This window comes from Paraburkholderia aromaticivorans, from assembly GCF_002278075.1.
GTDB lineage: Bacteria > Pseudomonadota > Gammaproteobacteria > Burkholderiales > Burkholderiaceae > Paraburkholderia > Paraburkholderia aromaticivorans.
The window spans coordinates 3432263-3445155 of record NZ_CP022989.1; the positions used below are offsets into that span (position 1 = coordinate 3432263).

At 62.1% G+C, this 12893-nt stretch carries 9 protein-coding genes; 5 read left to right on the forward strand and 4 right to left on the reverse strand.

What is annotated here, in order from left to right:
* The first annotated feature begins 95 nt into the window (after positions 1-95).
* From CJU94_RS15525 to CJU94_RS15545, 5 genes are all read left to right on the forward strand, one after another.
* Positions 96-2393, forward strand: coding sequence for an Orn/Lys/Arg family decarboxylase (locus CJU94_RS15525; protein ID WP_095419441.1), 2298 nt, complete (start codon positions 96-98; stop codon positions 2391-2393).
* 383 nt (positions 2394-2776) lie between these two features.
* A complete protein-coding gene (locus CJU94_RS15530) occupies positions 2777-4273 on the forward strand; it encodes a DUF3300 domain-containing protein (RefSeq protein WP_095419442.1) in 1497 nt (498 codons plus the stop codon).
* A 12-nt stretch (positions 4274-4285) separates the two neighbouring features.
* Complete coding sequence (locus CJU94_RS15535; protein ID WP_095419443.1) at positions 4286-5203, forward strand: DUF2950 domain-containing protein; 918 nt, start codon at positions 4286-4288, stop codon at positions 5201-5203.
* Positions 5200-5544, forward strand: coding sequence for a hypothetical protein (locus tag CJU94_RS15540; RefSeq protein WP_425272151.1), 345 nt, complete (start codon positions 5200-5202; stop codon positions 5542-5544). The genes CJU94_RS15535 and CJU94_RS15540 overlap by 4 nt, the downstream gene beginning before the upstream one ends.
* Before the next feature lie 151 nt (positions 5545-5695).
* Positions 5696-7114 carry a DUF2254 domain-containing protein gene (locus CJU94_RS15545; protein WP_244220845.1) on the forward strand — a complete coding sequence of 473 codons (1419 nt, stop codon included), beginning with the start codon at positions 5696-5698 and terminating at the stop codon, positions 7112-7114.
* 56 nt (positions 7115-7170) lie between these two features.
* Here CJU94_RS15545 and CJU94_RS15550 read toward each other — a convergent pair whose 3' ends face one another.
* The 4 genes from CJU94_RS15550 to CJU94_RS15565 all read right to left on the reverse strand — a co-directional run bounded on the left by CJU94_RS15550 (position 7171) and on the right by CJU94_RS15565 (position 12859).
* Positions 7171-8985: a SulP family inorganic anion transporter gene (locus CJU94_RS15550; RefSeq protein WP_095419446.1), complete on the reverse strand. Its 1815-nt coding sequence runs from the start codon at positions 8983-8985 to the stop codon at positions 7171-7173.
* A gap of 170 nt (positions 8986-9155) precedes the next feature.
* Positions 9156-10739 (reverse strand): inorganic phosphate transporter, encoded by a 1584-nt coding sequence (locus tag CJU94_RS15555; protein WP_095419447.1) that lies wholly within the window; start codon positions 10737-10739, stop codon positions 9156-9158.
* 95 nt (positions 10740-10834) lie between these two features.
* Complete coding sequence (locus tag CJU94_RS15560) at positions 10835-11089, reverse strand: RNA-binding protein (RefSeq protein WP_095419448.1); 255 nt, start codon at positions 11087-11089, stop codon at positions 10835-10837.
* A 21-nt stretch (positions 11090-11110) separates the two neighbouring features.
* Positions 11111-12859 carry a SulP family inorganic anion transporter gene (locus CJU94_RS15565; RefSeq protein WP_095419449.1) on the reverse strand — a complete coding sequence of 583 codons (1749 nt, stop codon included), beginning with the start codon at positions 12857-12859 and terminating at the stop codon, positions 11111-11113.
* Between the last annotated feature and the right edge of the window lie 34 nt (positions 12860-12893).

The window sequence follows — 12893 nt, forward strand, 5'->3', positions numbered from 1 at the left end:
TCGCGGCGGAAAACGTCACCTCGCCCGACTCACCTACCGCAGTCACGTCCTCGTCTCAGCGTTGCCGAAGAACTGACCTGCACCAGGAGACTGTCATGCCCAATCCCCCCACTCTCCTGCGCGAGAAATTCCCCATTCTCATCATCGACCAGGACCTGCACGCGGACAACTCGGGCGGACGGGCGATTCGAGAAATCATCACCGCGCTGGCGAGCCACGGCATCACGGTCATGACGGCCAGCGATTTCGAGGATGGCGGCGCGCAAATCCTGTCTCATCCGGAAATTGGCGTCATCGTGCTCAATCAGGCCACGGTCGCGGAAATCCCGGTCGAGAATCTCGTGCAGGCAATCAAGCGCTTTCGTACCCGCTACCCGCGCGTGGGGATTTTCCTCGATTCGTCGGTGGACGTGCTGGACAAGCTGCCCGTGGAGTTGGTCGCCCAGCTCACTGGCTTTATTTACAAACACGAGGACACGGCCTCCTTCATTGCGGGCAGACTCAAGGAATCGCTGGAGGCCTACCTCGACAAACTACTGCCGCCGTTCTTCAGGGAACTGATGGAACATACGGACAAATATAAGTACTCGTGGCATACGCCAGGCCACTCCGGTGGCGTGGCGTTTCTCAAGTCACCGGTTGGCAGAGCGTTTTTCGACTTCATTGGCGAAGCGACATTCCGTTCCGACCTGTCGGTGTCGGTACCCGAGTTGGGATCATTGCTCGAACATACCAGTGTGGTGGGCGAAGCCGAAAGAGAAGCCGCGATCACTTTCGGCGCCGATCGCACCTACTTCGTGACGAACGGAACCTCGACTTCGAACAAGATGGTGTGGCACGGGTCCGTGTCGCGCGGAGATCTTGTCCTCGTTGACCGGAACTGTCATAAGTCGATACTGCATGCGATGATCATGACGGGAACCGTACCCCTCTATTTTCGTCCCACGCGCAATCGCTACGGAATCATCGGCCCCATTCCCGAGGCCGAATTCACGCCGAAGGCGATTCAAAAAAAGATCGACGCTTCGCCGCTCATCCAGAACAAGACCATGAAGCCGCGGCTCGCCGTCGTGACCAATTCGACTTACGACGGCATCTGCTATAACGCGCCGGCCATTCGCACGGCTCTCGCGCATCAGGTCGAGGTCCTGCATTTCGACGAAGCATGGTTCGCGTACGCGAGATTCAGCCCGTTCTACGAAAACCGCTATGGCATGGCGGCCAGCGCCCATCCGCAACCGGGAGAACCGGTCACCTTCACCACCCAATCCACTCACAAGTTGCTGGCCGCGCTGTCCCAATCCTCGATGATCCACGTGAAGAACAATGCCGAGGGCGATTATTCGCACGCGCGCTTCAATGAAGCCTTCATGATGCACACGTCGACGTCTCCCCAGTACAGCATCATCGCTTCCTGCGACGTTGCGAGCCGCATGATGGCGGGAGGCGCGGGGCGTGCCCTGATTGAAGACGCGATTGCCGAGGCCATGGCATTTCGCCGGAAGATCGCGAGAACGAACCATGAAATGAATGAAGTGGGCGACTGGTTCTTCAACGCCTGGCAACCCGACAAAATAGTCGATAGCAAGAATGCGAAGATCGCGCCGCTCGCTCCGATCGACGTCAATCCCAAAGACTTCATGCTGAGGGCCGACGCGACGTGGCATGGGTTCAAACAAGTGACGAAAGACCATGCGATGCTTGACCCGATCAAGGTGACGATCCTGTCGCCGGGGCTCGACATCGAAGGCCGTTTGCAGTCTCGCGGCATTCCGGCGGCCCTTGTCAGCCGTCATCTGTGGCGGCATGGCATTGTCGTGGAAAAGACCGGTCTCTATTCGTTCCTTGTGCTGTTTTCCATCGGCATCACCAAGGGGAAATGGGGGACGCTGCTGGCTGAACTATTCCGCTTCAAGGAGCTCTACGACCTGAATGCACCGCTCGCCCAGGTCTACCCCGAACTGGTCCAGCAATATCCCGACGCCTACGCCGGCATGGGTCTACAGGACCTCGCCGCCAGCATGCACGCATTCTACGAGGCGCATGGCACACTCAGGCTAATGGAAGACATCTACACCGACCTGCCGACACCCGTCATGCTGCCTTGCGATGCTTACGACCAGCTGGTGCGTAACGCGGTCGAACTGGTGTCGATAGACAACCTGGCGGGGCGCATTCCCGCGGTCATGCTGGTGCCCTATCCTCCGGGTATTCCCGTGATCATGCCCGGCGAAACTTTCGACAAACCCGCCATAGTCGACTACCTCGCGAATTGCCGCGACCAGTACGCCGCATTTCCCGGTTTCGAAACCGAGATCCACGGTCTGGAGATCGTTCGCGACGCAACAGAAGTTCGCTACGAGGTGTGTTGTCTGAAGGAAGCCAAACGCTGAGCGGCCATTGCCAGATGAGCGATATATCGGCTGCGGCATGACGAGGGCAAGCCATCTTTCGTGCGGTGAAAATGGTTGTGGGTTCATGCTGCATAAGCGCCATGTCCTTTGTCTAATTTCCAAAGCACATGCGGCGGATATTGCACCGCTCACGTCGCCATGAGTTGCACCCATATAGGACCTTGGGCCGATAGTATTGCGCCGCGTGTGATGATGTACTGTCAGTGCGGGCATCGCATGCCGAAGGGCGAGCAATCGGCTTACGTGGTTGGCGCTCTTTCAAAGCAATGACGGGGGCATCCACGACGCAGTGCGCAGATCTGTTGCGACTCGCGCCCGACAAGCGGACTCAGTGCCGCCAAACATCTCTGAAAGGAGCAGCCATGACCCAGTGGAGCGCACGACTCTCTTATGGGGTGTGCATGGGGTTCCTCGTCGTGCTGACACTTGGTTCAAACAGTGCGCCTGCCCAGGAACCGTCGAACGGTGCCCCGGGGCAGGCTCAAGCGCAGCAGCCGACATTCAAGCCGGAGGAGATCGAGGCGCTGGTTGCGCCGATCGCGCTCTATCCGGACTCGGTCTTGTCGCAGGTATTGATGGCCTCGACCTATCCGCTCGAGATCGTGCATGCCGCGCGCTGGGCCAAGGCGAATCCGAAGCTCAAGGGTGATGCGGCTGTGAATGCCGTCCAGGACCAACCGTGGGACGTTAGCGTGAAATCGCTCGTCGCGTTTCCGCAAATACTCGAACCCATGAACGACAAGCTCGACTGGACGCAAAAGCTCGGCGACGCGTTTCTTGCGCAGGAGAAGGACGTTCTCGATGCGGTGCAACGACTGCGCGCGCGTGCGCAGAAATCGGGCAACCTCAAGTCCAACGAGCAGCAGAAGGTGTCGACGGAACCCGCCCCGGCACCGGCTGGCGGCCAACCCGCGCAGGCGACGCAGACCATCGTCCGTATCGAACCGGCGAACCCTGAGGTGATCTACGTGCCGGCCTACAACCCGACAGTCGTGTACGGCACCTGGGCTGCGCCGGCCTATCCCCCGTATTACTGGCCGCCGGCGCCCGCATATTATCCCGGCGCCGCGCTTGCCACCGGCTTTGCATGGGGCGTGGGTCTGGCCGCCGCCGGCGCGATATTCGGCAACTGCAACTGGGGTGGCGGAGACGTCAATATCAATGTCAACAAGGCCGCCAATATCGATCGCAACTTCGATCGCAGCAAGGTCGAGGGCGGTAAGTGGCAGCACGACGCGGGCCATCGCCAGGGCGTCGCCTATCGCGATAACGCATCTCGTGAAAAGTACGCAAAGAACGTCTCCGGCGCCGACGCGCGCGGCGACTACCGCGGCCGCACCGGAAGCACGGCCGACCGCACCGCCAGATCCGACAGGGCTGCCGCAGGAGACCGTGCGGGCAACCGCGGCGGCGGGGCGAATAACGCCAGCGCGGGTAACCGCGGTGGTGGCGCGGCGAATAATGCCGGCGCGGCTAACCGCGGCGGTGGTGCGGCGAATAATGCCGGCGCGGCTAACCGCGGTGGTGGTGCTGACAATACCGGATTGGGTAACCGCGGTGGCGGTGCTGACAATGCCGGCGTGGGCAACCGTGGCGGCGGAGCGAATAATCCCGGTGCAAGCAACCGCGCTGGTGGGGCGAATGTTGGCGGATCGCCCAATCGTGCGGACGTCTCCAACCGGGCTGGAGCCGGTGCCGGAGCCGGAGGCGGTGGTCGGGACAGTGCGTTCCAGGGTGTGGGCGGTGGCCACGCCTCGCAGCAGGACTTCAACCGGGGCCGCACGAGTGCGCAGTCTTCGAATTTCAGTCGAGCGGGCGGCGGAGCGCGGGCTGGCGGTGGCGGACGTGGCAGGCGCTAAGGAGACAGGAGCATGAAGTCACCACTACGATTCCTCGCGGCGCGGCTTGGCGCAATCGGCAGTGCGGTCATCGTCGCGCTGACGCTTTGCCTCGGGGCGACCAATGCGGCATACGCGCAGAAGGACTTCAAATCCCCGGAAGAGGCGATGACTGCGTTTGGAGAAGCTGTGGCCAAAAACGACCAGGCGACGTTGAAGGCGTTGCTTGGCAACGACTTTCGGGAGCTTATCCCGCCTGTGGGCGCCGAGTTGCGAAGCCGCTTCGTGACCGCCTGGAACACCGCGCATGCGATTCAGGCATCGGGCAGCGACCGTGCGGACATCACGGTAGGCGATGACGGCTGGACCCTGCCCATTCCTCTCGTGAAATCGCCGCAGGGATGGCATTTCGACACGCGCGCCGGTGCCGAGGAAATGCGCTTGCGGCGCATTGGCCGCAACGAGCTTGCCGTGATCCAGACAATGCTGGCGATCTACGATGCGCAGCGCGAATATGCCAGCACGGACCATGACGGTAGTGGCGTGCTCGCCTATGCGAGGAAACTATCGAGCGCACCTGGCAAGCACGACGGCCTGTACTGGCCCGCCAGCCCCGATGAACAGCCGAGCCCGCTCGGCGAGGCCTTCCTCACGGCGGGCACGCGCAACCCGAGGCAGGCGGGCTACTACGGCTATCACTACAAGCTGCTGACCTCGCAAGGCCCGCACGCGCCGGGCGGTGCGTATGACTACGTCGTGAACGGCAAGCTTTTTGGCGGCTTTGCCGTGATTGCCTGGCCGGTCCGTTACGGAGATACCGGCATCAAGAGCTTCATGGTCAGTCACGACGGGCAGGTCTACGGGCGCGACCTCGGACCCGACAGCGCAGCCAAAGCCGCCGCGACGACGTCGTTCGATCCCGCCCCGGGATGGACGAAGGAGGAACCTTGATACGCGTTCTGCTAGCCGCCGGGTGCTGCGCCCTGATCGCTCTGCCGGCCTGCACGTACTACGCAGTACCGGTCGCCGGAACGGTGGTGACGACACCAGCGAGCTACGATCGCTCATTTGCCGCGGCTGCGGATGCGATGCGCGACGAAGGACTCGTCCTCACCGTCGTGGATCCGGCCAGCGGCATTCTTGTCGGGAGAGTCGACGGCGGCACCGTGACGACCAGCGTGCAACGGCAGTCCGACGGTAGCGTCCAGGTGCGTTTCGACTCCAGCGATGCACGCGATCCAACCCTCTTACAACGCATCTCGCGCAGCTACGATCGCCGGATGGGACGGTGAGCCGGGTCGACGCAATGCGAGGACATCCCTTCGTTGGGAGTAGTAGCCGCCCGCCTGCCTGGCGAGGAAGTCCGACATGGCCTGGAACCGTCGATACAGTCTGATCAGCCACGTCAGGTCGTCGCTCTGGATCGTCCCCATTCTCGCCCTGATGGCCGCGATCGCTCTTAACAGGGCGATCGACAAAATGGGTCAGTGGATGGCTGCGCTCGGCGGCCCCGATCTGCAGCAAGGACTGCTTGCCGTGAGCACCGAGGAAGCGCACGGAATACTCGATCGCATCTTTACGCTAAACCTCTCCTGCCTGGTGTTTACTTTCGGCTCCCTGCTCGTTGCGATCCAGGTTGCGGGGGGCCAATATACGCCGCGCATCATCGCGACGACGCTACTACGCGATAACGTGATCCGGTGGATCGTCGGGCTCTTCGTGTTTTCCTTGCTCTGGACGCACCGGACCATGGCGGAGCTTGGGCAACCCCGGTCTGTCCCGCAACTGCAAGTGCTCATTGCCACGGTCATCGGGCTCGGCTCACTCGTCGCGTTCATCGTGCTGATCGACTATTCCGCACGACTGCTGCGGCCGGTCAGTCTCGTGGGGCGTGTCGCGGAACAGGGGTTTGCGGTCATTGAAAGCATCTACCCTCACCCTGCCTCGGAAGAACCCGCTCGCCGGCTGTTCGCCACTGAACTGGCAAGGGGGCCCCGTTCACGCACCGCCGGAACCGACCCCGCAGCGCAACCGGGCACGCCGGCGGTAGCCGAGCGGGTCGTGTATCACACCGGCGGTTCCGGGGTTGTGCTGGCCGTGAATCTGCGCGGACTTTATCGCGAGGCGCAGCGAGCCGGCTGCTTCATCGAGTTCGCCGCGCAGGTCGGCGATTTTCTCGCAACGGACGAGCCGCTCTTTTACCTGACCGGCAGCAGCGATACGATCAGCGACCGCCGGCTGCAAAACCTGGTGGCGCTGGGCTCCGAACGGACGATGGAGCAGGATCCGATGTTCTCGTTTCGCATCGAAGTGGATATCGCGCTGAAGGCCCTTTCGCCGGCCATCAACGATCCGACCACGGCGGTGCTCGCCGTCGATCAGTTGCACCGGCTGCTTCGTCTGGTCGGACAGCGTTCCCTCGCCAATAGCACGCTCGACGACGAGAGCGGCAGGCCGCGCGTGGTCTTTCGCACGCCGGATTGGGAAGACTTCGTCCATGTCACCTTCAGGGAAATACGGCACTACGGCGCGGGCAGCCTGCAGATCGAGCGGCGCCTGCGCGCCATGATCGTCAACCTGACGAACACGCTGCCTGCGTCCCGCCACCCGGCGTTGCGCCGTGAACTTGCGCTGCTCGACGCCACCATCATGCGCCACCACCACTTCAAGGCCGACATCGAGCTGGCCCGTGTCTCCGACGCGCAGGGGCTCGGCGGGGCGTTGGACGCGAATGCGCAGAAGCGCGCTGCCGGCGAAAGGCATTCAACCACTGCCACGCGTGGAAAAAACGCATCCCGGCAAGGACACAGCTCACCCTATGCGAGCACTTTGCGTTCGGCGCAACGGCGCAGAAAATCCTGACCGCCATAAGGACGATCTTCGCGTGAAGGCGCCCCGGCCGAAGCGGTTGCCCCCTTCTAACCCTCCCTTCCCTGACGCTCCCGGTCTTCCCTGTCCTCCCAGTCCACCCAACCGACCGGATGGGTCGCAAGGTAGCTGCTGACAGCGGAGCCGGTTGTCGGAAAGAACGCGGTCTCTCCGAGCCGCGCAAAGAGGCCGAACCGCTTTAACTTGTCTTTGACGGGGTCCTTCAATTCGGCCACGCACAACTCGATACCCGCCGCGTGCAATGTCTCGTCCAGATCGGCCAGCATATCGGCGGAAGTGACGTCGACGCTGGTGACCGGTTCCGCCGCGACCACCAGCCAGCGCACCGGCGTTGGCGATGTGGCCACCGCGTCCAGAACCCGGTCGCAGAACAGCTCGGCGTTTGCGAAGAATAACGGTGCATCCCAACGAAACAGGACGAGCCCGGGGATACGGTGTGCGTCGCGATAACGCGTAATGTCGTGGTAGCCCTTCAGGCCATCGACGCGCCCCAGAATCGCCGAATACGGGCGCCATGCATCCCACAGGAATTCGATGATGGCAATCACGATAGCGAGACCGATGCCCTGAATCGCGCCCAGCAGAAACACGCCGACCGTGCAAACGATCGATAGCCAGAACTCCCAACGCTGGATGCGATAGATGCGGCGCAGGTCAGCGGTTTCGATCAAGCCAATCGCCGATGCGATCACGACCGCAGCCAGTGCGCTAGTGGGCAGATCACGCAGCATGTCAGGCGCGACCATCAGCAGCAACGCCACCGCGAACGCGCCGACCACAGCGGTCAACTGGGTCTTCGCGCCTGCGGCCTCGGCCACGGGCGTGCGTGACGAACTGCTGCTGATCGGAAAGCCCTGAAACAGGCCCGCAGCCAGGTTCGCCACGCCGAGCCCCACCATTTCCTGGTTCGGATCGACATAGACACCGGTCCGCGCCGCGTAGACACGCGACAGCACGCTGGTGTCGGCAAAAGACACCAGGGCGACGGCGCAGCCGCCGATCAGGACGGGCACCATGTCCGCCGTGGAGATCCATGGAATGGAGAATGCCGGCAAGCCTTGCGGGAGCGAGCCGAGCACCGCCACTTCAGCGCGTGCGGCAAGGTCGAACACGCTCGTTACGACCGTGGCGCCGACCACGGCGATCAGGACACCCGGGAGCCACTTGCGGCCCTTGAGCAACAGGATGACGGCCAGTGTCCCGGCGCCGAGCATGAAGGTGGTCCAGTTAGCCTCGCCTTTCATCACCGCGATGACGAGGGCACGCATGTTTCGCAGCGGTCCTTCGCCGGCGACCGGGCAACCGAACACTTTGGGTAGTTGGCTGATCAATACCGTCAGCGCGATGCCATTCATGTACCCGTAGCGGATCGGCTTCGAAAGAAGTTCCGTGACGAAACCCATGCGCGCCAGGCCGGCCAGGATGCACACCGTCCCCGACACGATCGCCATCATGCCCGCCAGCGCGACTGCGCGAAGCGGGTCGCCCGCCGATAGTGGCAGGACGACGGCCAGAATGACCGCGGCCAGCGAAGAATCCGGCCCGAGCACCAGAATCCGGCTGGGTCCGAACAACGCGTAGGCGAGCAGCGCAATGATCGAAGCGTAGAGGCCATGAATGCCGGGCAGGCCCGATGCCACCGCGTAGGCGATGCCCGCCGGCACCAGCATCGTGGTCAGCACCAGCCCGGCCGCGATGTCGTGAGGCAGCCAGGCCATCCGGTACGTCCGCAACGTACGGATGCCGGGCAGCCACCGCAGCAGGCCGGTCTGATCGGCGGCCTTCGGCCGCGGCCCGATGCGGCCCGGTTTCGGCTCGGGAGGCGAGAAATCCGGCTTGCTCATTCGATCGTGGACGCCTGGTGAACAGCACACCCGCTGAGGTGTGGTGCGAAACACATCAACCTCTGTGGCGATCAGTCTTCGCGAACAGCCCGCTCAGACATTCGCGGCAACACGGCTTCGATCCATGCAGCGCGATGTATCGCGTCGCCCCATTGCCCGGAACAGTCTGTCTAGAACGTCACGCGCAGTGCCCAATACAATACCGCAGCCAGTCCGATCGAAGCTGGCAGCGTCAAGACCCACGCCAGCAACAGGCTTCTCACGGTGTTCCATTGAAGACCCGAGCCGCTGGTCACCATCGTGCCGGCGACGCCCGACGACAGCACATGCGTCGTCGATACCGGAAGTCCGTAAACGTCGGCGGCGCCGATCGTCAGCATCGCCACCATTTCAGCCGATGCACCCTGTCCATACGTCAGACGCTGCCGGCCGATCTTCTCCCCCACTGTGACGACGATCCGTCTCCAGCCGACGATCGTACCGAGGCCGAGCGCGATCGCCACCGCGACCTTCACCCAGCTCGGGATGAACTTCGTCGCGTGGTCCAGATAGTGTCTGTAGTTGTCTATGACGAGCCGGTCGGCCGCGGCAAATTCCGGGTTGCCGGTTTTCTCCATGACGCGAATCGCTTCGGAGACGACATACATGTCGTTCCGAACGTTATCGACCATGCTCTGCGGCATCGCGGCGATCGATCCCGTTTTCGCCACTTGTCCCGCCACGGCATCGCTGAGTTGCTGCATCGCGGCGAGCGTCCCCGTCGTCAGTTGATGACGGCGCACGTACGCTTCGACTTCCTCGTGAGCCTCGGCGGAAGCGGGCGCGGCGTGCGTGTATTTGCCGAATACCACTGCCGCCTGCCGCGCCACGGCGACGAAAGAAAGCGCTTCCTGCGCAGTGACTGTCTTGTTCAGCGCATAAGCGGTGGGCACGGTGCCAATCAGGATCAGCATGATGAGACCCATCCCCTTCTGTCCGTCGTTCGAACCATGCGCGAACGACACACCCGTGGAAGTCAGGATCAGAAGGACGCGAATCCAGAGCGGCGGTGGCCGGTTGCCGGTCGGCGCCTCATAGAGCGCGGGGATGCGCACGACGGTCTTTAACGCCAGCAGCAGCACTCCCGCGGCGAAGAATCCGATCAGCGGCGAGAGGAACAACGACCTGGCCACCCCGAGCGCCTGCGTCCAATCGACACCGCTGGTACCGGAGGGTCCACGCATCAACTGGTTCATCAGCCCGACGCCGATGATCGAACCAATGAGCGTGTGGGAACTCGACGATGGCAATCCAAAGTACCAGGTCGAGAGATTCCACACGATGGCGGCAATCAGCAATGCGAACACCATCGCGAAGCCCGCGCGTTCCCCCACCCTGAGAATGAGTTCAACCGGGAGTAACTGCAGGATCCCGAAAGCGACTGCGCCGCTCGAAAAAAGGACACCGGCAAAATTCCATACACCTGACCAGACGACCGCAACATTCGGTGTCAGTGAATGCGTATAGATAACCGTCGCGACCGCGTTAGCCGTGTCATGAAAGCCGTTGACGAACTCGAACCCGAGCGCGATAAACAGCGCGATGCACAGCAGCGCGTACGGGAATGCCGAACTCCTGCGCACCGGTTCGAGGTCCGCGGCGAGATGCACGCCCACGAAGATCATCCCGAACGCAATCACGAGCAGAATCAATGCGCGGCCCGCGCGGCGGCCTCGCACACTCACTTCATTTGCTTGTGGCGACAGGTGGTCCATTACGGCAGACCGGTTACCCATAAAAAAGGCGCCTGGATAGGCAGCGGCGCGGGCGGTGGCGTGCCGCCAGCGCATTGCGTTCGGCGGATGTGCCCTTACTCAGAGCGGTCTTTCATGACCTGCACGTTGATTTTCCGATTGTTCCAGAACATGTCGTGCACCCTCGGTTGCAGGCGACGCAGCACCTCTGGTCCCGTGCCTTCGAAGCTCACCACCACGGCCGGCCGCGAACCTTCTCCAGGAACGTGGACAAGACTGTCGAAAGGTGGAAAACCGTACTTCACGAGAAACGCCTTGATTTCATCTTCGGTGACATGCTCGTCGATATTGCCAATTAATAGATCAGCCATGACGCTCTCCTGTTCGCTCTCCTATGCCACGATGTTTGCGCCGCCGACGTTGCGCCCCGCCTTCCATTCGTCGATCGTATCGGCAACCGAGACGCCACGTTGGAGGTAGCCCACCAGGTTCTCGACACCCGCTGCGCGCAGAATATCCCGCACCTCCGCATGGGCCGAAACGAGCCGCAACGTGATGCCGGCCGCCTTCAGCGTTTCATGCAGCTTGGCCAACATGCGCGCGCCCGCCAGATCGACAGCGGGAGATGTCGACAAATCGCCGATAACCAGTTTCAACGACCCATCGCCGGTACGGATTTTTTCCCACACTGCGGCGCGCACATGCTCGACATTGAAATAGAACAGCGACGCTTCGACGCGGAACACCAGCACCCCTGGCGGGGTTTCATTGTCCGGGTGACGTTCAGCGTCGGAGTAGATTCGCGTACCGGGAATCCGGCCGAGAAAGGCGACGTGCGGATGTGCGGCGCGTCTTATCAGCAATAGCATTGAAACCAGCACGGCAACAATCACACCTTTCAGGATACCTAGCAGAAGCACAGCGGCAAACGCCACCATCGACACGCAGAATTCAAACCGGCTTACCCGCCAAACGTGACGCATCTCGTCGATATCGATCAGCCCTTTGACGGCAACCAATACGATGGCGGCCAGCACCACACTCGGCAGATTGGTCAGCAATCCGGTCAGGAACAACAGACACAGCCCGATCGTGACAGAAGCGAACACCAGTGCGAGCGGCGTCCTGGCGCCGGCTTTGTCGTTGACCGAGGACTGGGATAAACCGCCCGCCACCGGATAGGCCTGAAACAGTCCCGCAGCCAGATTGGCTGCACCCAGTCCGAGCAGTTCCTGTTGTGGATCGATCTCGTAACCGTTCGCCTGGGCGAGCGCACGAGCGGCGGAAACACTCTCGACGTACGACAGCAGCATGCACGCGAACGCCAGCGAGATCGCACCGTCCACATCGCGTACGCGCAGGCCCGGCCAGCGAAACTCCGGCAGACCTTGCGGCAGTGCGCCGACGGTTTTGAAGCCAAATCCAATTAGCGGTGTGACGGATAACACAATGATCGAGATCACCACCACGAATAAGGCGACTGGCCGGCCTGGCAGGAATTTCTCCCCCAGTAGCAGCACGACGAGCGCTGTCACACCGAAGGCGAGCACAGCGAGATTGGTGCTGGGAATTTGACCCGCCAGCGTGACGACGCGCTCGAAAAATTGCTCGCCGCCGCCTTTCACCCCGAACAACTTTGGCAGTTGAGTCAAAGCAATCGTCAACGCGGCACCGGCCTTGAACCCGAGCAGGATCGTCTCGCTAATGAAGTTGACCAGTGAACTCAGGCGCAGGATCCATGCAACAAAGCACATGCCGGCGACCAGAAGCGCAGTCAGGGCCGCAATGGCAGCGAATCTTCCCGGATCGCCGCCGGCCATCTCCGAGACGCTCACACCGACCAGCATCGAGATCGCCGACGTCGGCCCGATCGCAAGCTGACGGGATGACCCAAACAAGGCATAGGCCAGCCCGCCCACCAGATAACAATAGATACCGTACTCCGGCGGCAGTCCGGCGAGTGTGGCATAGGCGAGCGACACCGGAATCGCATAGGCCGCAAGCGTGACCCCCGCAATCGCATCGTGCGAAAGCCATTTCGGCTGATAGGACGAGAGCCACGTGACAGGCGGGAACACGGCGCGCCATCCGGAAGGCGCGGCTTGCGTCAGCTGGCTGGCTGGACGAGGATCCTCGGTCATCGGGCTGTCTCCTCTGCTCAAGGCTATTTCACGC